Annotated in this window: 19 protein-coding genes and 1 pseudogene; 13 read left to right on the plus strand and 7 right to left on the minus strand. The window is 72.2% G+C overall.

Going from position 1 to position 17,880, the window contains the following annotated elements:
* Positions 1-13 precede the first annotated feature (13 nt).
* Complete coding sequence (locus ACFY1U_RS02110; RefSeq protein ID WP_390692220.1) at positions 14-730, minus strand: ABC transporter permease; 717 nt, start codon at positions 728-730, stop codon at positions 14-16.
* Complete coding sequence (locus ACFY1U_RS02115) at positions 730-1,665, minus strand: ATP-binding cassette domain-containing protein (protein ID WP_390692221.1); 936 nt, start codon at positions 1,663-1,665, stop codon at positions 730-732. Before ACFY1U_RS02115 ends, ACFY1U_RS02110 begins: the two co-directional genes overlap by 1 nt.
* 255 nt (positions 1,666-1,920) lie before the next feature.
* Between ACFY1U_RS02115 and ACFY1U_RS02120 the strand changes: the two genes are divergently transcribed.
* The 3 genes from ACFY1U_RS02120 to ACFY1U_RS02130 are packed head-to-tail and all read left to right on the plus strand — an operon-like array spanning position 1,921 to position 4,883.
* Positions 1,921-2,778 (plus strand): MaoC/PaaZ C-terminal domain-containing protein, encoded by an 858-nt coding sequence (locus ACFY1U_RS02120; protein ID WP_390692222.1) that lies wholly within the window; start codon positions 1,921-1,923, stop codon positions 2,776-2,778.
* A 42-nt stretch (positions 2,779-2,820) separates the two neighbouring features.
* Positions 2,821-3,897, plus strand: coding sequence for a Zn-dependent alcohol dehydrogenase (locus ACFY1U_RS02125; RefSeq protein ID WP_390692223.1), 1,077 nt, complete (start codon positions 2,821-2,823; stop codon positions 3,895-3,897).
* Positions 3,882-4,883, plus strand: a complete 1,002-nt coding sequence (locus ACFY1U_RS02130) for a 3-oxoacyl-ACP reductase (protein ID WP_390692224.1) — start codon at positions 3,882-3,884, stop codon at positions 4,881-4,883. The genes ACFY1U_RS02125 and ACFY1U_RS02130 overlap by 16 nt, the downstream gene beginning before the upstream one ends.
* Before the next feature lie 56 nt (positions 4,884-4,939).
* On the opposite strand, the gene ACFY1U_RS02135 is transcribed toward ACFY1U_RS02130, so the two are convergent.
* On the minus strand, positions 4,940-5,095 hold the full coding sequence (locus tag ACFY1U_RS02135; protein ID WP_099928441.1) for a hypothetical protein: 156 nt from the start codon (positions 5,093-5,095) through the stop codon (positions 4,940-4,942).
* Between the two features lie 96 nt (positions 5,096-5,191).
* Positions 5,192-6,370 carry a hypothetical protein gene (locus ACFY1U_RS02140; RefSeq protein ID WP_390692225.1) on the minus strand — a complete coding sequence of 393 codons (1,179 nt, stop codon included), beginning with the start codon at positions 6,368-6,370 and terminating at the stop codon, positions 5,192-5,194.
* Between the two features lie 244 nt (positions 6,371-6,614).
* Between ACFY1U_RS02140 and ACFY1U_RS02145 the strand changes: the two genes are divergently transcribed.
* From ACFY1U_RS02145 to ACFY1U_RS02155, 3 genes are read left to right on the plus strand one after another with little or no spacing between them, the layout of a single operon-like run.
* Positions 6,615-7,466 carry a Nif3-like dinuclear metal center hexameric protein gene (locus ACFY1U_RS02145; RefSeq protein ID WP_390692226.1) on the plus strand — a complete coding sequence of 284 codons (852 nt, stop codon included), beginning with the start codon at positions 6,615-6,617 and terminating at the stop codon, positions 7,464-7,466.
* A complete protein-coding gene (locus ACFY1U_RS02150; RefSeq protein WP_390692827.1) occupies positions 7,463-8,206 on the plus strand; it encodes a zinc ribbon domain-containing protein in 744 nt (247 codons plus the stop codon). Before ACFY1U_RS02145 ends, ACFY1U_RS02150 begins: the two co-directional genes overlap by 4 nt.
* A gap of 12 nt (positions 8,207-8,218) precedes the next feature.
* Complete coding sequence (locus tag ACFY1U_RS02155; RefSeq protein ID WP_390692227.1) at positions 8,219-9,409, plus strand: bifunctional RNase H/acid phosphatase; 1,191 nt, start codon at positions 8,219-8,221, stop codon at positions 9,407-9,409.
* A 16-nt stretch (positions 9,410-9,425) separates the two neighbouring features.
* Here the strand turns inward: ACFY1U_RS02155 and ACFY1U_RS02160 are convergent, their stop codons facing one another.
* Together ACFY1U_RS02160 and yaaA are read right to left on the minus strand one after the other, a co-directional pair.
* The gene (locus ACFY1U_RS02160; RefSeq protein WP_390692228.1) at positions 9,426-10,058 is read right to left on the minus strand and encodes a bifunctional 4-hydroxy-2-oxoglutarate aldolase/2-dehydro-3-deoxy-phosphogluconate aldolase; all 633 of its coding nucleotides are present in this window, start codon (positions 10,056-10,058) and stop codon (positions 9,426-9,428) included.
* Positions 10,059-10,130: 72 nt separating this feature from the next.
* Positions 10,131-10,913 carry a peroxide stress protein YaaA gene (gene yaaA / locus ACFY1U_RS02165; RefSeq protein ID WP_390692229.1) on the minus strand — a complete coding sequence of 261 codons (783 nt, stop codon included), beginning with the start codon at positions 10,911-10,913 and terminating at the stop codon, positions 10,131-10,133.
* 65 nt (positions 10,914-10,978) lie between these two features.
* Here yaaA and ACFY1U_RS02170 point away from each other — a divergent pair, with 65 nt between their 5' ends.
* The 5 genes and pseudogenes from ACFY1U_RS02170 to ACFY1U_RS02190 all read left to right on the plus strand — a co-directional run.
* Positions 10,979-12,412: an RNB domain-containing ribonuclease gene (locus tag ACFY1U_RS02170; protein WP_390692230.1), complete on the plus strand. Its 1,434-nt coding sequence runs from the start codon at positions 10,979-10,981 to the stop codon at positions 12,410-12,412.
* Between the two features lie 272 nt (positions 12,413-12,684).
* Positions 12,685-13,263, plus strand: a complete 579-nt coding sequence (locus tag ACFY1U_RS02175; protein ID WP_390692231.1) for a Uma2 family endonuclease — start codon at positions 12,685-12,687, stop codon at positions 13,261-13,263.
* A 278-nt stretch (positions 13,264-13,541) separates the two neighbouring features.
* The gene (locus ACFY1U_RS02180; RefSeq protein WP_390692232.1) at positions 13,542-13,955 is read left to right on the plus strand and encodes a DUF4260 family protein; all 414 of its coding nucleotides are present in this window, start codon (positions 13,542-13,544) and stop codon (positions 13,953-13,955) included.
* A complete protein-coding gene (locus tag ACFY1U_RS02185; RefSeq protein WP_390692233.1) occupies positions 13,948-14,472 on the plus strand; it encodes a TetR/AcrR family transcriptional regulator in 525 nt (174 codons plus the stop codon). The genes ACFY1U_RS02180 and ACFY1U_RS02185 overlap by 8 nt, the downstream gene beginning before the upstream one ends.
* Positions 14,473-14,492: 20 nt before the next feature.
* A pseudogene (locus ACFY1U_RS02190) lies at positions 14,493-14,642 on the plus strand (AraC family transcriptional regulator); the annotation flags it as partial.
* A gap of 23 nt (positions 14,643-14,665) precedes the next feature.
* Here the strand turns inward: ACFY1U_RS02190 and ACFY1U_RS02195 are convergent.
* On the minus strand, positions 14,666-16,261 hold the full coding sequence (locus ACFY1U_RS02195; RefSeq protein ID WP_390692234.1) for an FAD-dependent monooxygenase: 1,596 nt from the start codon (positions 16,259-16,261) through the stop codon (positions 14,666-14,668).
* 47 nt (positions 16,262-16,308) lie between these two features.
* Here ACFY1U_RS02195 and ACFY1U_RS02200 point away from each other — a divergent pair, with 47 nt between their 5' ends.
* Positions 16,309-16,956, plus strand: coding sequence for a TetR/AcrR family transcriptional regulator (locus ACFY1U_RS02200; protein WP_390692235.1), 648 nt, complete (start codon positions 16,309-16,311; stop codon positions 16,954-16,956).
* A gap of 102 nt (positions 16,957-17,058) precedes the next feature.
* The gene (locus ACFY1U_RS02205; protein WP_390692236.1) at positions 17,059-17,880 is read left to right on the plus strand and encodes a helix-turn-helix domain-containing protein; all 822 of its coding nucleotides are present in this window, start codon (positions 17,059-17,061) and stop codon (positions 17,878-17,880) included.

A 17,880-nucleotide genomic window follows, 5' to 3' on the forward strand; every position in this document is an offset into this window, starting at 1 on the left:
TGCGCTCCCCCGTTCAGGCGGTCCGTCCGGACCGCCGGTACGACAGCACAGCGTACGAACCGAAGGCCAGCAGCCAGAGGGTCAGCACCGCGATCGCGCCGAGGGCAGGGGCGTGGCCCTCCGCCGCCGAGGTGCCGAGCTGGGCGAAGCGGTAGGTGGGCGTGTACGCCGACAAGGTGCGCAGCCAGTGCGGGAAGAGGGTGACCGGGAACCACAGGCCGCCGAGGACCGCGAGGCCCAGGTTGCACGCCATGTTCGTCACGCCGGTGGTCTGCCCGGTCAGCCGGTAGCCGTTGCCCAGGCCCAGCAGGGTGAAGGGCAGCGAGCCCAGCCACAGCAGCGCCGCGACCGCCGCCCACTGCCAGGCCTGCAGCCGTACGCCGTTGAGCAGGCCGCCCGCGGCGAGCACCGCGAGGATGGCGGGCAGCACCGTCACCGAGCCGGTCAGCGTGCGGCCGACGACGACCTGGCGCGGGGTCATCGGGGTCACCCGCAGTTGCCGCAGCCAGCCGATCGCCCGGTCCTCGGCGACCCCGCCGCCGGTGTTGAGGGCGCAGCCGACGGCGCCGTAGCCCGCCATGCCGACCATTGCGCCGGTCTTCCAACTCCCGTCGTCCGTACCGAGGTTGGTGAACAGCAGATACATCAGCACCGGCATCGCGATCCCGCCGATCACAAAACCCGCGTCCCGCAGGGTCCGGCGCACTTCGAGCCGTAGATAGTCCAGCATCACGCCGCCTCCGTCACGCGAGCGGTCAGAGCCAGGAACGCTTCGTCGAGCGAGGCGGGCGCGACCTCCAGGCGGCGTATCGCGCCCAGTTCCGCCAGTGCGACCACCGTCGCGTCCGGGTCGTCGGTGCGCAACCGCGCCCGCTCCCCGCGCACCTCCACCGACCGCACACCGGGCAGCAGTTCCAGGCCCTCCGTGCCCCGCCCCGCGAGGTCGAAGGCGACCAGGCTGCCGCCCACCGACCGCTTGAGCTGCTCGCCGGTGCCGTCCGCGACGATCCGGCCCCGGTCGATGACGAGGATGCGGTCGGCATGCGCGTCCGCCTCCTCCAGGTGGTGGGTGGAGAACAGCACGGTGTGCCCGAGGCGGGCGTACGAGCGCATCGACGCCCAGAAGGCGAGCCGCGCCTCCACGTCCAGGGCGGCGGTCGGCTCGTCCAGGACGATCAACGAGGGGTTCCCGGCGAGGGCCACGGCGAACCGCACGCGCTGCGTCTGACCGCCGGACAGCCGGTCCACCCGCCGCCCCGCCAGCTCGGTGATCCCGGCCAGCTGCAGAGCCCGCGCGACGGGCATCGGGTCCGGATAGCGGCCGGCCACGAAGGTCACCAGTTCCCGCACGGTGACCCGGGGCACCGCGCGCCCCTCCTGCAGCATCGCGCCGATCCGTCCGGCGCGCACCGACTGCTCCGGGGGAGCGCCGAAGACCCGTACCGTGCCCTCGTCGGGCTCGTTCAGGCCGAGCAGCAGCGAGATCGTCGTCGACTTGCCGGCGCCGTTGCGCCCGAGCAGTGCCACGGTCTCGCCCTGCGCTACCTCCAGGTCCACGCCCTGCACGGCGCGCACGTCGCCGAAGGTCTTGACCGCCCCCGTGAAGGACACGGCGGGCGGCGCCCCGGCCGTCCTCCCGCTCGTCGTCCCTGTCGTCTTCGTCATGCCTACGACGCTACGGAGACCGGGCCCCCGCCCGGCAGATGCGCTTGTACGGACTCCGGCAGGACAAATGTCACGGCCGGCCGCGCACTGAACTGACACAGTGTCAGGAGCCTTCACAAGTGCGGAGCGCTGGGCTATACAGAGGGCGCCGGACTGGAACGCGTTCTAGATCGGCACTCGTGACGACCTCGGTCGCGGCCGACGGTGCGGACGGCCGCGCCGAGGTCTTGAACCAGCCGAGCCACCAGGAGCCGTATGCCCATCGACGCAGCGAAGGCCCTCGCCGCCGAACCCCGTTCCGGCGAGATCACCTGGGACCGCAAGGACGTCCAGCTCTACCACCTCGGCATCGGAGCAGGCAGCCCGGCGACCGACCCCGACGAGCTGCGCTACACCCTGGAGTCCCGGCTGCACGTCCTGCCGAGCTTCGCCACCGTCGCGGGCAACGGCTCGCCCGGGGTGATCAGCGGCCTGTCCATGCCCGGCGTCGACGTGGACCTGGCCCGCGTCCTGCACGGCGGCCAGTCCCTCACCCTGCACCGCCCGATCCCTGTCGAGGGCACCGCGACCGCCACCGGCCGTATCGCCGCCGTGTACGACAAGGGCAAGGCGGCCGTCCTCGTCATGCGCACCGAGGTGGCGGACGCCGGCGGCCCGCTGTGGACCAACGACGCCCAGATCTTCGTCCGCGGAGAGGGCGGCTGGGGCGGCGACCGCGGTCCCTCCGCCCGCCTGGACCCGCCCACCGGTGACCCCGACCGCACCGTCGAGCGCCCGATCCGCGAGGACCAGGCGCTGCTCTACCGCCTCTCCGGCGACTGGAACCCGCTGCACGCCGACCCCGACTTCGCCAAGACCGCCGGGTTCGAAAAGCCCATCCTGCACGGTCTGTGCACCTACGGCATGACACTCAAGGCGGTCGTCGACACGCTGCTCGGCGGGGACGTGACCCGGGTGCGGTCGTACGCCACGCGGTTCGCGGGCGTGGTCTACCCGGGGGAGACCCTGCGCATCCGGATGTGGCAGGCGCAGGAGTCCGTCAGGGTCGCCGTGAGCGCCGTGGAGCGGGACGACGCGCCCGTCCTCGCCGACACGATCGTCGAACACTCTTGATCCAGCCGGAAGTTGAAGTAGGCAGTTGAGGGGAGCCGCACCATGCGCGCAGCCGTACTGCACGAGATCGGCCAGGACAAACTCGAGGTCTTCGAGGACATCGAGGCGACGGGCTTCGGGCCCGGCAAGGTGAGGATCCGGGTGCGGGCCACCGGGCTGTGCCACTCGGACCTGTCCGCGATGAGCGGGGTGCTGCCGCAGCCGGCGCCGTTCGTGCCCGGGCACGAGGGCGCAGGCGAGATAGTCGAAGTCGGCGACGGCGTCACCCACCTGAAGGCGGGCGACCGCGTCGTGGTCTGCTGGCTGCCCGCCTGCGGCGCATGTCCGGCCTGCAAACGCGGGCAGACCGAGCTGTGCCTGGCCGGGTTCATGAACGCCGGCACCCCCAACTTCCGCCGCCCCGGCGGTGACGTCTTCGGCTTCGCGGGCACCGGCACCTTCGCCGAGGAGGTCGTCGTGGACGCGGGCTGCGCGGTGCCGATCCCGGACGACGTGCCCTTCGACATCGCCGCGCTGATCGGCTGCGGGGTCACCACCGGCCTGGGCGCCGCCCTCAACACCGCCGACGTGGAGGCCGGTTCGTCGGTCGCCGTCATCGGCTGCGGTGGCGTCGGCATCTCCGCGATCCAGGGGGCGCGCCTCAAGGGCGCCGCCGAGATCGTCGCCGTCGACCCGGTCGCCTCGCGCCGCGAGTCCGCCCTCAAGTTCGGCGCCACCAAGGCGGTCTCACCGGACGAGCTGGCCGACGCCAAACAGAACGTCACCGGCGGCGAGGGCTTCGACTACGTCTTCGAGGTCGTCGGCAAGTCGGCCACCGCCCGCACCGCCTACGACACCACACGGCGCGGCGGCACCCTCGTCGTCGTCGGCGCGGGCGCCCTGGACGACTTCCTGCAGCTCAACATGTTCGAGCTGTTCTTCGACGAGAAGCGGATCCTGCCGTCGATGTACGGCGGCGGCGACGTCCTGCGTTCCTACGAGCGGACCATCGCCCTGTGGCGGGCGGGCCGCGTCGACCTGGAGGGCCTGATCACGCACCGGGTGCCGTTGAGCGAGATCAACGAGGCGCTGGACCAGATGCGGACGGGCACGGCGCTGCGCACATGCATCGAGATCTGACGGGGGTGCCCGTGTCGTTGCCACAGCAAGGACCACAGCAAGGACCGCAGCAAGGGCCGCTGGAAGGGCTGTCCGCCGTCGTGACCGGGGCCGGTCGCGGCCTGGGCCGGGCCGAGGCGCTCGAACTCGCCCGGCTCGGTGCCGTCGTCGTCGTCAACGACTTCGGGCAGCCGGGCCGGGACGGCTCGGGGGAGGCCTCGGCGGGCCCCGCCGAAGAGGTCGCCGCCGAGATCCGCGCGGCGGGCGGCAAGGCGCTCGCCCACACCGGGGACGTCGCCGACTTCCCACAGGCCCGAGAACTCGTCGAGTTGGCGATCGGGGAGTTCGGCAAGCTGGACATCCTGGTCAACAACGCGGGCATCCTGCGCGACCGCATGGTCTTCTCCATGACCGAGGACGAGTGGGACGCGGTGATCCGGGTCCACCTCAAGGGCCACTTCAACACCACCCACTTCGCGGCCGCGCACTGGCGCGAGCGGTCCAAGGCCGCGGGAGCGCCCATCTACGGGCGGATCGTGAACACCTCGTCGGAGGCCTTTCTGGCGGGCTCGGCCGGGCAGCCCAACTACGCGGCCGCGAAAGGCGGAATCGTCGGCCTGACCACCTCCACGGCCCTGGCCCTCGCCAAGTACGGCGTCACGGCCAACGCGATCTGCCCGCGCGCCCGCACCCGGATGACCGAGGACGTCTTCGCCGGTTTCGAGCAGCCGGCCGACGGCCTCGACCCGCTCGCCCCCGAGCATGTCGCCCCGCTCGTCGGCTACCTGTCCTCGCCCGCCGCGGCCCGCGTCAACGGCCAGCTGCTCGTCGTGCACGGCGGCATGGTGGCCGTCGTCGACCGGCCGCGGGTGCAGGCGAAGTTCGACAGCAAGCAGGACACCTTCACCTACGACGAGCTGGACGCCGTACTGACTCCGCACTACGCGGACCGGCCACCGGGGGAGACCTTCGCGGCTGCAGAGGTACTGGGACTCAAGCGGGCCTAGACATACGAAAGGGGCTCGCACACCGGCCGGTGTGCGAGCCCCTTCCCTGCGTACCCTCAGGCAGCCGCTTCGCTGTCCTCGGCCGGCTTGCGGTGACGGCCGTGCGGGGCCGTGTCACCGTCCTGGGCCGAATTCGGGCCCCGGTGCCGGCCGTGACCGGCGTCTTCCCGGGACTCGGCGGACAGCGGCTGCATGGTGCTTGTGTCGCTCATCGGAAGGATTCACCCCGTCAACATGATCTTTCAAACAGCCGGGCGAGTTTAACCGGCCACCCTCCTCGCGAATCCAGACGGGCACGCCCATCGGCACTATTTCGTTACAAGACGTCCCAAGGGCGCTTGCTGCAAGGGCACGGGACGCGGTGCGACGGGCTCCGGAGGATCCGGCGGTGCCGGCTCACCCCGTGCCGGATCCTCCGGGCCCGCGCCCCCCGATCCCCCTGCATCCCCCGATTCCCCCGTCTCCCCCGAGGGCGCCGCCACCCGCGCCACGCCGCACGGCACCTCGGCCGTGGCGTAGGGCAGTTGGAGCACCCCGTCCCTGGTCCACATCCCCGCGCCCGCCAACCACCCGTAGGGCGCGGCGAGATGGTGCACCTGCCGCCGGTCCGGCCGCCACAGGCCCACCCAGCTGCCGACGGGCCCGTCGATGCGCAGCGCCACCCCGCAGCTCTCCGGCAGCAGCACCTGCCCCGGCTGGATGGCGAAGGGCGTCACGACACAGTCGGGCAGCCGCAGGCACTCCGGGAAGCGCACCGGCAGGGTGCTGCCCAGCACGCCCCAGCCCAGCCGCTCCTCGCCCGGCGAGGGCGCGTCGGAGCGGATCAGCAGCAGCCCGCTGTCCGGGTCGGCGAGCAGCAGCCGGTCGTCGCTGCCCTCGGCGATCTGCAGCAGCGGCGAGACCTCGCCGGCCCGCTCCAGGTCGACCACGACCGCCTTGGTGCGGCCGCCGGTCTCCCGGTCGAGCGCCAGCAGCCGCCCCGCGCGGTCCAGCCACACCCCGCCCGAGCAGCGCCCCGGGATCTCCGCCACCTGCTCAGGCCCGAAGGCGCCGCCCGCCACCAGCCACACGGTGCTGGAGCGCCGGCCCACGGCGAGGGCGTACGCCCTCTCGCCGCCCGGCGCGGGCGGCAGCAGCCGCAGCCGGGCACCCTCCTCCGGGCACTGCACCGCGCCGATCAGCAGCTCGCCCGTGCCCGGTCCGGTCGGGTACAGCAGCGAGAACAGGTGGCGTCCCTCCGCCCGCCGGTGGATGAGGACCCGCCCGTCGCCCATCGGCTGCACCTCGGTGCCGGGCTCCTCGGGCTGGTTGCCGGGCAGCGGCACGGCGTACGGCTCGGGACTGTCCAGCGTCCAGCGCTCCGGGAACCAGGAGTCCCCGGCCGGCGCGAGGCGGGCGGCGTAGGCGCCGTCCACGGTGATGGTGCAGCCGGATTGCGGGGCGCCGTCCTCGGGAGCAGCCTCGGGCTCGATCGCACACGCCGTCATGGTCTGGTCACCTCCGGCGACGAAGCTAGTTTTCGCACGCACACACGTGGGACCACGAGGCTCCTGCTTCACACATAAGGGTGGCGGGGGAACGATTCGCCTGAGGAAACGGGGGCGGGTGTGCTGAAGAGGGCCGCGGGTGAGCGCCGGGGCGCCGGTCCTCTCCACCCGGCCGCATGGACAGGTCCAGGCCGACTACGGACATAGGTTCAGCGGCACAGATCAGCCAGGTAGCCTTTTGGGCGTGCCCCGTCTGTCTGAAGTCATCGCCGCGCTGGAGAACCTGTGGCCCGCCGAGCGGGCCGAGTCCTGGGACGCGGTCGGCACCGTCGTGGGCGACCCCGACCAGGAGGTCACCCGGGTCCTGTTCGCGGTCGACCCCGTGCAGGAGATCGTCGACGAGGCGGTGAAGCTGGGCGCCGACCTGCTGGTCACCCACCACCCGCTCTACCTGCGCGGTACGACGACGGTCGCGGCGACCCACTTCAAGGGCCGCGTCGTGCACACCCTGATCAAGAACGACATCGCGCTGCACGTCGCCCACACCAACGCGGACACGGCCGACCCCGGAGTCAGCGATGCGTTGGCCGGTGCGCTGGACCTCCGCGTCGTACGCCCCTTGGTGCCCGACCCGGCCGATCCGTCCGGCCGCCGGGGTCTCGGCCGCATCTGCGAGCTGGACCACCCGCTGCCGCTGCGCGAGTTCGCCGAGAGGGCCGCCGCCCGGCTGCCCGCCACCGCGCAGGGCATCCGCGTCGCCGGCGACCCCGAGGCCGTCGTCCGCACGGTCGCCGTCAGCGGCGGCTCCGGCGACAGCCTCTTCGACCAGGTGCGCGCGGCCGGTGTCGACGCCTTCCTCACCGCCGACCTGCGCCACCACCCGGCCTCCGAGGCCGTGCTCCAAAGCCCCCTCGCGCTGCTCGACGCGGCGCACTGGGCCACCGAATGGCCCTGGTGCGAGCTGGCCGCCACCCAGCTCGACGAGATCTCCGACCGCCACGGATGGGACCTCAGGGTCCATGTCTCCAAGACGGTCACCGACCCCTGGACGGCCCACGCGGCCTCCCCCGATCCCACCGCAGGAGCCCCCAACTGAACGCCGCGCCCGCCGACCAGATCCGACTCCTCGACGTCCAGGCCCTCGACGTACGCCTGCAGCAGCTCGCGCACCGGCGCAGGTCGTTGCCCGAGCACGCCGAGATCGAGTCGCTCACCAAGGACCTCACCCAGCTGCGCGACCTGCTGGTGGCCGCGCAGACCGAGGAGAGCGACACCGCCCGCGAGCAGACCAAGGCCGAGCAGGACGTGGACCAGGTGCGCCAGCGCGCCGCCCGCGACCAGAAGCGCCTGGACTCGGGCGCCGTCACCTCCCCCAAGGACCTGGAGAACCTCCAGCGCGAGATCGCCTCCCTCGCCAAGCGGCAGAGCGACCTCGAGGACGTCGTCCTGGAGGTCATGGAGCGCATCGAGTCCGTGCAGGAGCGGGTCGCCGAGCTCACCGAGCGGGTCTCCTCCGTCCAGTCGAAGATCGACGACGCGACCGCCCGCCGTGACGCCGCCGTCGAGGAGATTGACGGCGAGGTGGCGACGGTGACCAAGGAGCGCGAGGTCATCGCGGGCACGATCCCCGCGGACCTGCTGAAGCTCTACGACAAGCTGCGCGAGCAGCAGGGCGGCATCGGCGCGGCCAAGCTGTACCAGCGCACCTGCCAGGGCTGCCGCCAGGAGCTGGCGATCACCGACATCAACGAGATCCGCGCGGCCGCCCCCGACACGGTGGTGCGCTGCGAGAACTGCCGCCGCATCCTGGTGCGTACGGCCGAGTCCGGTCTGTAAGGGGCGGGTGGCGTGCGGGAGTTCATCGTCGAGGCCGACGGCGGTTCGCGGGGCAACCCGGGACCCGCGGGCTACGGATCCGTGGTGCTCGACGCGGCGACCGGGGAGACCCTGGTCGAGGCCGCGGAGTACATCGGCGTCGCCACCAACAACGTCGCCGAGTACCGGGGCCTGCTGGCGGGCCTGCGCGCCGCCCACGAACTGGACCCCTCGGCCAGGGTCCGCGTCCGTATGGACTCCAAGCTGGTCGTCGAGCAGATGTCGGGCCGCTGGAAGATCAAGCACCCCGACATGAAGCCGCTGGCGTCGGTGGCGGCCCGCGTGTTCCCGCCGGACCAGGTGACCTACGAGTGGATCCCGCGGGAGCAGAACAAGCACGCCGACCGCCTGGCCAACGAGGCGATGGACGCGGGCAAGCGCGGCGAGCAGTGGTCCCCGTCGGCTTCGACGGCGGAGCTGGAGACGGCCGCCGAGAGGACCGCGGTCGCCGAGCCGGCCGCCGCCGAAGTCCCGAAGGCCGAGGCCGATGTACGGGCCGCCACGGCCGTCGCCTCCCCCGGCTGGGCCCCCGCCGACCTGGGCGCCCCCGCGACCTTCGTGCTGCTGCGGCACGGTGAGACCCCGCTGACCCCGCAGAAGCGTTTCTCGGGCAGCGGCGGCACCAACCCCTCCCTGTCCGACGTCGGCCGGGAGCAGGCCGAGCGCGCCGGGGCCGCGCTGGCCCGGCGCGGCACGATCCAGGCGATCGTCGCATCACCCCTCGCCCGCACCCGCGAGACCGCCGGCATCGTCGCCTCCCACCTCGGCCTGGAGGTGAGCATCGACGACGGACTCATCGAGACCGACTTCGGCGCCTGGGAGGGGCTGACGTTCGCCGAGGTCCGCGAGCGCTACCCCGACGACCTGAACGCCTGGCTCGCCGACCCGCACGCCCAGCCCTCGGGCGGCGGCGAGAGCTTCGCGGCGACCGCGACCCGTATCGAGGCCACCCGGGAGAAGCTGGTGGCGGCGTACGCGGGCCGCACGGTCCTGCTGGTCTCCCACGTCACGCCGATCAAGACGTTCGTACGCCTGGCTCTGGGCGCCCCGCCCGAGTCCCTGTTCCGCATGGAGCTGTCGGCGGCCGCGCTGTCTGCGGTGGCGTACTACGCGGACGGCAACGCGAGCGTACGGCTGTTCAACGACACGTCCCACTTGCGCTGAGGGACTGGGTGACCACCTAGATGACAACCTGGGTGAGCCCCGCCGCCTCGCGGGCCAGCGACTCGATCCGGTCCCAGTCGCGGGCCGCGAGGGCGTCCGCCGGGAGCATCCAAGTACCGCCCACACAGCCGACGTTGGGCAGCGCCAGATAGTCGGGGGCGTTGGCCGGCCCGATGCCCCCGGTCGGGCAGAACCGCGCCTGCGGCAGCGGCCCCGCCAGCGACTTCAGATACGCCGTGCCACCCGCCGCCTGCGCCGGGAAGAACTTCATCTCCCGCACCCCGCGTTCGAGTAGTGCCACGACCTCCGAGGTGGTGGACACCCCGGGCAGGAACGGCACCCCGGACGCCTTCATGGCCTCCAGCAGTACGTCCGTCCAGCCGGGGCTGACGAGGAACCGCGCCCCGGCGGCCACCGAGTCCTTCACCTGCTCCGGCGTGATCACGGTCCCCGCCCCGACCACCGCGTCCGGCACCGCTTCGGCGATCGCCCGGATCGCGTCCAGGGCGGCCGGCGTCCGCAGCGTCACCTCGATGGCGGGCAGTCCCCCCGCCACCAGCGCCCGCGCCAGCGGAACGGCGTCGGCGGCGTCCTTGATGACGACGACGGGCACGACGGGAGCAAGGTCGAGGAGCGATGAGGCGGCCATGCCGTCATCGTGCCCGTGCAATGCAGCATGCGCAAAGCGCATTGCGCATGCTGCAACAGCACGCCTATTGGTTCAGTGGATCTCGTCCACCAACACGTCCAGCATCCATGCCTTCCCGGCCCCCGTCGGAGGCTCCACCTCCACCACGTAACCGAGCTCGCGCAGCGTCTCCACCAGCTCCGCCGGGCCCTTGGGCGCCGCGCCCGCCGTCAGCAGGCTCCGTACGATCCGCCCCTTCGTCGCCTTGTTGAAGTGGCTGACCACCTTGCGGGTGGGCGCGTGCAGCACCCGTACGCTCGCCGTCCGCCCGGCGACCTCGCCCTTCGGCTTCCAGGCGGCCGCGTACGCGGAGGACCGCAGGTCCAGCACCAGCCCGTCCCCGGCGGCCTCGGGCAGGACGTCCGCCATCGGCGTCCGCCAGTAGGCGCCCAGCGCCCCGATCCCGGGCAGCTTCACCCCCATCGAGCAGCGGTAGGAGGGGATGCGGTCGTTGATGCGCACGGCACCCCACAGCCCGGAGAAGACGAGCAGGGAGCGGGTGGCGCGTTTCTTGGCGGCGGTGTCCAGGGAGGCCAGGTCGAGGGCGTCGTACAGCACTCCCGTGTAGATCTCCCCGGCGGGCCGCGCCCCGGCGGTCAGCAGCTCGGCGTTCTTCGCGACCTCGCCGCGCAGCCCCTCGCTCAGCCCGAGCACCTCGCGTGCCTTCTCCTCGTCCCCGGCGCACAGCTCGACCAGTTCGCCGAGCACGGCTTCACGGGCGGGCGTGAGCCCCGGCAGCGACAGCGACTCCGTCTTCAGCGGGGCGCCACGGCCGGAGGACGCCTTGCCTTCGGAGGGAGGCAGCAGGACAAGCACGGAAGATCTCCTTCTGTTTGAGCTCCCGGACAGCGTACGGGCCCCGGTCTGCTTACCCTCGCTGTATGCCCCGCCGCCACATCCGAGTGACCGGCGCCCCCGAAGCCCCCCTCCGGGCGGCCCTCACCGCGCTGCGCACCGAACTCGGCGTCCCCGAGAGCTACCCGCCCGAGGCGCTGGCAGAGGCCGAGCGATCAGCGAGGACCCCGGCCCTACCGTCGTACGACGCGACGGACATCCCCTTCTGCACCATCGACCCGCCGGCCTCCACCGACCTCGACCAGGCGATGCACCTGTCCCGGCAGGGCACCGGCTACCGGGTGCGGTACGCCATCGCGGACGTGGCCGCCTTCGTCGTGCCCGGGGCGGCGCTGGACGCGGAGACCCACCGGCGGGTGACCACCCTGTACTTCCCGGACGAGCGGATCCCGCTGCACCCGGCGCTGCTCAGCGAGGGCGCCGCGAGTCTGCTGCCCGACCAGGTCCGCCCCGCCGCGCTCTGGACGATCGACCTCGACGACGACGCCCGTACGCTCGCCGTCGACGTCCGCCGCGCCCTCGTCCGCAGCAGGGCCAAGCTCGACTACGCCGCCGTACAGAAGCAGATCGACGACAAGACGGCCGAGGAACCGCTGGCGCTGCTCAAGGAGGTCGGGGAGGCGCGGGAGCGGCTGGAGGTGGAGCGGGGCGGGATCTCGCTGAACGTCCCCGAGCAGGAAATCGTGGAGCGCGACCACACCTACGAGCTCAGCTATCGCGCCCCACTCCCGGCCGACGGCTGGAACGCCCAGATCTCCCTGCTGGCGGGGATGGCGGCGGCAGATCTCATGCTGGCGGCGGGCACCGGCATTCTGCGCACCCTGCCCGCCGCCCCGGACGGCGCCGTCGGCCGCCTGCGCCGCACCGCGCACGCCCTGCACATCGACTGGCCGCACCACGTCTCGTACGCCCAGCTCATCCGCTCCCTCGACCCGCACCGCCCGCAGCACGCGGCCTTCCTCCAGGAGTGCACGACACTGCTGCGCGGCGCCGGCTACACCGTCTTCCGGAACGGCGCCCTCCCGCCCATCACCACGCACGCCGCCGTGGCTGCCCCGTACGCCCACTGCACGGCACCGCTGCGGCGCCTGGCCGACCGGTACGCCTCCGAGCTGTGCCTGGCGGCAGCGGCGGGCGAGCCCCCGCCCGACTGGGTACTGGCCGCCCTGGACACGCTGCCGCACCAGATGGCTGACGGCAGCCGCCGCGCGGGCACGATCGAGCGCGCGTGCGTCGACATCGTGGAGGCGGCGCTGCTGGCGGGCCGGGTGGGGGAGGTGTTCGACGGCTGCGTGGTGGACGTGGAGGAGCGTCAACCGGGCATCGGGACCGTCCAGTTGGCGTCCCCGGCGGTCATCGGCCGCATCGAGGGCGAACACCTGCCGCTGGGGGAGCGGCTGCGGGTGCGCCTCACGCAGGCAGATCCGGCATCGGCAAAGGTGCGCTTCGCGCCTGCGTGAGAGTACGTCCGAGGGCTTGTACGAGGGCTTGTACGAGGGTGTCGGCGTCGTCGGCGTGGAAGCGGACGAGGCGGATGCCGACGGTCGCGGCGGGTTCTCCGATCCGCAGGGGACCAGTACAGAGGCTGACTCCGCGGCAGGGTCAAGCGGGCGGGTCGGCTCCTGACGACCATGGTGATCGTGTGCCACGATCGAGGGAACGGATCCCGATCTCTCGGACAGGTGATCTCCCGATGTCCCAGTCTGGCGAGCGACCGAAGGAGGGGCGTGACATGACTGCCATGGCCCACGAGCCGCTCACGCAGGAAGAGGTCCTGCTGGAGGGCTTCCTCGCCCTGGACACCCCGGAGGGTTTCCGGGCCGAGTTGATCGAGGGGGAAATCGTCGTGGCGCCGCCGCCGGACGGGGACCACGAGGACTACATCGGGCTGATCGTGAACCAAGTGATCAGGCGGTCCCGGACCGACATGCAGTTCTCCGGCAACAAGGGGCTGAAGCTGCAGGGCGGGGGCGGCTGCCCGAAGGACCACGTGATCCCGGACGGCACCTTCGCACCCATGAACCTACGCCTTTACCGGGGCGCCGACTCCTGGATGCCCTGCGAGGGCGTCACCATGGTCCTGGAGGTGACCTCGACCAAGCCGAAGGCCGACCGAGAGGCCAAGCGGCGCTGCTACGCCCGTGGGGGAATCCCCCTCTACTTGCTCGTCGACCGGGACGCCTCCTCGATCACGCTGTTCAGCGACCCCGAGAAGGACGACTACCGCGAGCATTGCACCCGTCCCCTCGGGAAACCGCTCACCCTCCCGGAGCCGTTCGCCTTCGATCTGGAGACGACGGACTTTCTCTGAGCCGCAGACGCCCTCGGCCACTGCGGGCTGCCCGCTTCCAGCGGCACGTCTACGCCCCGCACGCACCCGCCGAGTACACCTTCGGCGTCTGTGTCGGCGGCTCCGTGGCCACGACTACCGCGGCGGCCACGTCCGTACTGAGGCTGACGTCGCGGCAGGGTCAAGCGGCGGCCGGCCGTCGTACGTCTGACACCCCTTGACGGCTAACGACGTTAGCCGTACCGTCATGGGTATCAGGCTAACGATGTTAGCCACTCGCTCCCCGCCTGGAGGCAGCCATGACCACGGTCACGACCACTACGCACCGCTCGGTCCTCCCCCTCGCCCGACGCGCCGCCTGGCTCGCGAACGCCCTGTTCTGGTCCGCCTTCGCGGTGCTGGAAGCCGTCAACCACGGCTGGCTCGCCGGCACCCTCGCCCTGGCCTTCTTCGTCCTGCCGGACCTGACCTTCCTGGTCGCCCTGGACGAGGTGCCCAGGATGGCGAAGGGGCAGCTGGCCCCGCGCGCGGTGCCGTACTACAACGCGATGCACCGGGCCCTGGTCCCGCTGGCGCTGCTCGTGGCGTACGCCATCGGGCCGGTCACCTGGGCCCCCGCCTTCGCGGCCCTGTGCGGCTGGCTCGCCCACATCTCGTACGATCGCGCCTTCGGCTACGGACTGCGCACCAAGGAGGGCTTCCAGCGTGGCTGACCGCCTCACCCCCCGCGCCCGCGAGATCGCGACGGAAGCCAGGATTCTCCTGGAGGAGTCCGGGCCGGCCGCACTCACCCTGCGGGCCCTCGCCGACCGTCTAGGCATCAAGGCCCCGTCCCTCTACAAGCACTTCCCCGACAAGCACGCCGTGGAGGTCGAGCTGATCGCGCAGATGCTGGAGGAGTCGGCGGCGGCCATGGAGTCAGTGGAGGAGCGCGAGCCCGGCTCACTCCCCGCACTGGCGGAGGCGTACCGCACGTACGCGCTCGCCCACCCCCACCTCTACTGCCTCGCCACCGAACGCCCCCTGCCCCGCGCCGCCCTCCCCGCCGGCCTGGAGGACCGGGCCGCGATGCCGCTGATGCGGGCCTGCGGCGGCGACCTGGACACGGCACGTTCCGTCTGGGCGTTCGCCCACGGGATGGTGATCCTGGAGATCCACGGCAGGTTTCCCGACGACGCGGATCTGGCCGCGGCGTGGAAACGGGGCCTGAAGGCGTTCCAACCTCAGTAGGGCGCGCGGGGTTGCGGAGCATGGCCGAACAAGCACGGTGGACCAGGGCACGGCCGGCCGCTGCGGGCGGCCCCTCGACCTGCTGACCGCCTGCCGTCGGTGTCTGGGGCGGCGGCTCCGAGGTCATCGACTACCGCGGCGGCCACATCCGCACCGGCCCCGCCTCGGTCAGCCGCCGATTTTCACGGCAGGGTCAAGCACCGACGGCGGCACCGAACCAGAGCTCCAGCGCCCGTTCGAGCGCCTCCCCGCCCTCGTAGTCCTCGTCCGCCGCCCAGGCGACGAAGCCGTCCGGGCGTACCAGCAGCCCCGCGAGCCCCGGCCGGTCGGCGCAGGCGAGGGTGCGGACGTCCACCCGGTCGCCGTATCCCTCGGCGCGGGCGCGGAGCTTGGGGTCGTCGGCGAGGTCCAGCAGCAGGGCGCGCCCGGTGTGCAGGTGGTCGGCGAGGCGGCTGCCGTCGGAGAGTTCCAGGTCAGGGGCGCTGCGGCCGACGAGCGGATGGTCGCCGGGCAGGTCGTAGCGCTGCCAGACACCGGAGATCTTCTTGGCGAAGAAGGTGGTGCCGGTGACCGTCCGCGACAGCTCGGTGATCACCTCGCGCAGGGCGCGCGCATGCGACTCGGGCCGCATCAGGGCGATCTGGGCCCGCGTCCAGTCGAGCACCCACGCGCCGATCGGATGCCGTTCGGCGGTGTACGAGTCGAGCAGCCCCTCGTTCGCCCGCCCCCGCACCACGGCCGCGAGCTTCCAGCCCAGGTTCATCGCGTCCCCGATGCCCAGGTTCAGCCCCTGCCCGCCGAACGGCGAGTGCACATGCGCCGCGTCGCCCGCCAGCAGCACCCGGCCCTTGCGATAGCTGCTCGCCTGACGGCAGTTGTCGGTGAACCGGGTCGCCGAGTGCACCGCGGTCACCGTCACCTCCACCCCCGTCACCCGGCGCAGGCTGCCCTCCAACTCCCCGGCGGTGATGGGCGCTTCACGGTCGGCGGGCGGCCCGTCGAACTCGACAGTGAGGATCCGCCCCGGCATCGGCCCGTGCACGTACGTCCCCACGTCCGTCGTGTTCCAGCCGGTCTTCAGCTCCTCCGCGCCCGTCATCTCCACGAGCGCCTGATATCCGGTGATCTCCGGGTCCGTCCCGGGAAAGTCGAACCCCGCGAGCTTGCGCACCCTGCTGCGCCCGCCGTCGCAGCCGACGAGCCAGCCGGCGCGGATCTCCTCCGTCGCGCCCGCCGCTCCCGTCGAGCCCGTCGCGGCATCGGCTACGTCGACGACCACGTGGTCGTCGTACATCTCGAACCCGGTCAGCTCGACGCCCCGGCGCACCTCCACCCCGAGCTCCTCCGCCCGCCCGGCGAGGATCCGCTCCAGCGTGGCCTGCGGGACAAAACCGACCCGCTCGGCGGGACCCGATCCGCCGAAGTCGGGGTCGCTCTCGTCCAGCAGCTCGCCGTGCAGCCAGATACCGGCGAAGTGCCCGGCGAACCTGGGCGGCGGCGGTGCGTCCTCGTCCTCACCCCGCGCCCGGCGGAACTTCCGGAAGCCCTTCATCGCCTCGTCCTGCACCGCGGCCAGCGCGGGCAGTAACCCCCGCCGGTACAGCGCCTCGGCGGAGGGCAGATTGATCGCCCCGGCCTTGATCGTCTCGTCCACTTCCGTCAGCCGCTCCACGACGAGCACACGGGCCCCGCCGAGCCGCAGCTCACAGCCGAGCAGCAGGCCCACGGGCCCGGCGCCGGCCACCACAACGTCGTACGTCTTCGTGTCCATGCTCATGCTCATACTCATGGGATTGAGTGTAGTCACTAAAACTTTTTGCTCGCTATAGTTTTCTCATGCCAGGTGAACGTGCAGGTGAACGTGAAGACGAACGCACGGATGCGGAACTGCCGCTGCGCGAGCGCAAGAAGAGGGAGACCCGGCAGCGGATCTCCGACATCGCGACCGGACTGTTCCAGGAGCGCGGCTTCGACGCGGTGACCGTGGCCGAGGTCGCCCGGGCGGCCGACGTCTCCGCCATGACCGTCTTCAACTACTTTCCGCGCAAGGAGGACCTCTACCTCGACCGCATCCCCGAGGCCGCCGCGACCTTCGCCGACGCCGTCCGCGACCGCCGCCCCGACGAGACCCCGCTGGCCGCGCTACGCCGCCTGGCACTCGAACTCCTCGACCAGGGACACCCGTTGGCCGGCGTGAACGACCGCTTCCCGACCTTCTGGCGAGTCGTCATGGAGTCGCCCGGCCTGCGCGCCCGCGCCCGCGAAGGCCTGGAGGAGGTGGAGACGGCCCTGACCGAGGCGCTCACGGAGGCATCCGTCGGCGACCCGCACCTGCTCGCGGCCCTGACCGTCGCCGCCTACCGCTCGGTCTACGTCACCACCGCCCGCCGCCTGCTCGCCGGAGAGCCGGCGGCCGAGCTGCTCGCGGACCACCGCGCACGCATCGAGGCGGTCTTCGACGTACTGGAGCGGATGGATCCATAGCGCCCGGTGCGGACCGGGGGGCATGGAAAAGGCCCGGAGTTTGTTGCACCCCGTACGACGACGGAGACACGGAGACGTAGACCGAACGGACGGGGGCGCACGGTGAGCGAGCAGGCACTGTGGACGCGCGCACGCCTCGGCCGCTGCGGCCCGCCCCTCGACCTGCTCACCGCCCGCTTCCAGCGGCACGTCTACGCCCCGCACGCGCACGCCGAGTACACCGTCGGCGTCTGCGTCGGCGGCTCCGAGGTCATCGACTACCGCGGCGGCCACATCCGTACCGGCCCCGGTTCGATCATCGTCCTCGACCCCGGCGAGATGCACACCGGCGGCCCCGACACCACCACCGACGGCTATGCCTACCGCGCCCTGTACGCCGCCCCCGCCCTCCTCGCCGACGGCACCCTCAGCGGCCTCCCGCACTTCCGCGACCCCGTGATCGACGACCCCGAGCTGGTCACCGCCCTCCGCCTCGCCCACACCGAACTCAGCGCCTGCCCGGACCCCTTGGAGACCGAATCCCGCCTCCCCTGGCTGCTGACGGCCCTGGCCCGCCGCCACTCCACGGCCCGCTCGGCCCCGGACACGGTGCCGGGCGCCGACCACATCGCGTTCGTGGTCCGCGACCGCCTGGCGGACGAACTGCTGGAACCTCCCTCCCTGGCCGACCTGGCCACCGACCTGGGCCTGTCCCGCTACCAACTCCTACGGGCCTTCCGTACGACGATGGGGATACCGCCGTACGCCTGGCTGGCCCAGCACCGGGTGAGCCGGGCGCGCGGGCTGCTGGAGTCGGGCCTGCGCCCGGCCGAGGTGGCCACTCTGGTCGGCTTCGCGGACCAGGCGCACCTGACGCGCTGGTTCCGCCGGGTGCTGGGGGTGACCCCGGCGGCGTACCGCAACAGCGTTCAAGACGCCAGGTAG

It is taken from the genome of Streptomyces sp. NPDC001351 (assembly GCF_042896045.1).
In the GTDB taxonomy this organism is placed as follows: Bacteria; Actinomycetota; Actinomycetes; order Streptomycetales; family Streptomycetaceae; genus Streptomyces.

Bases quoted from the DNA above. Each gene is read 5' to 3' on its own strand.
- ACFY1U_RS02110 (WP_390692220.1), bottom strand. From the start codon at position 730: ATGCTGGACTATCTACGGCTCGAAGTGCGCCGGACCCTGCGGGACGCG.
- ACFY1U_RS02115 (WP_390692221.1), bottom strand. From the start codon at position 1,665: ATGACGAAGACGACAGGGACGACGAGCGGGAGGACGGCCGGGGCGCCG.
- ACFY1U_RS02120 (WP_390692222.1), top strand. From the start codon at position 1,921: ATGCCCATCGACGCAGCGAAGGCCCTCGCCGCCGAACCCCGTTCCGGC.
- ACFY1U_RS02125 (WP_390692223.1), top strand. From the start codon at position 2,821: ATGCGCGCAGCCGTACTGCACGAGATCGGCCAGGACAAACTCGAGGTC.
- ACFY1U_RS02130 (WP_390692224.1), top strand. From the start codon at position 3,882: ATGCATCGAGATCTGACGGGGGTGCCCGTGTCGTTGCCACAGCAAGGA.
- ACFY1U_RS02135 (WP_099928441.1), bottom strand. From the start codon at position 5,095: ATGAGCGACACAAGCACCATGCAGCCGCTGTCCGCCGAGTCCCGGGAA.
- ACFY1U_RS02140 (WP_390692225.1), bottom strand. From the start codon at position 6,370: ATGACGGCGTGTGCGATCGAGCCCGAGGCTGCTCCCGAGGACGGCGCC.
- ACFY1U_RS02160 (WP_390692228.1), bottom strand. From the start codon at position 10,058: ATGGCCGCCTCATCGCTCCTCGACCTTGCTCCCGTCGTGCCCGTCGTC.
- ACFY1U_RS02170 (WP_390692230.1), top strand. From the start codon at position 10,979: ATGCCCCGCCGCCACATCCGAGTGACCGGCGCCCCCGAAGCCCCCCTC.
- ACFY1U_RS02175 (WP_390692231.1), top strand. From the start codon at position 12,685: ATGACTGCCATGGCCCACGAGCCGCTCACGCAGGAAGAGGTCCTGCTG.
- ACFY1U_RS02180 (WP_390692232.1), top strand. From the start codon at position 13,542: ATGACCACGGTCACGACCACTACGCACCGCTCGGTCCTCCCCCTCGCC.
- ACFY1U_RS02195 (WP_390692234.1), bottom strand. From the start codon at position 16,261: ATGAGTATGAGCATGAGCATGGACACGAAGACGTACGACGTTGTGGTG.
- ACFY1U_RS02200 (WP_390692235.1), top strand. From the start codon at position 16,309: ATGCCAGGTGAACGTGCAGGTGAACGTGAAGACGAACGCACGGATGCG.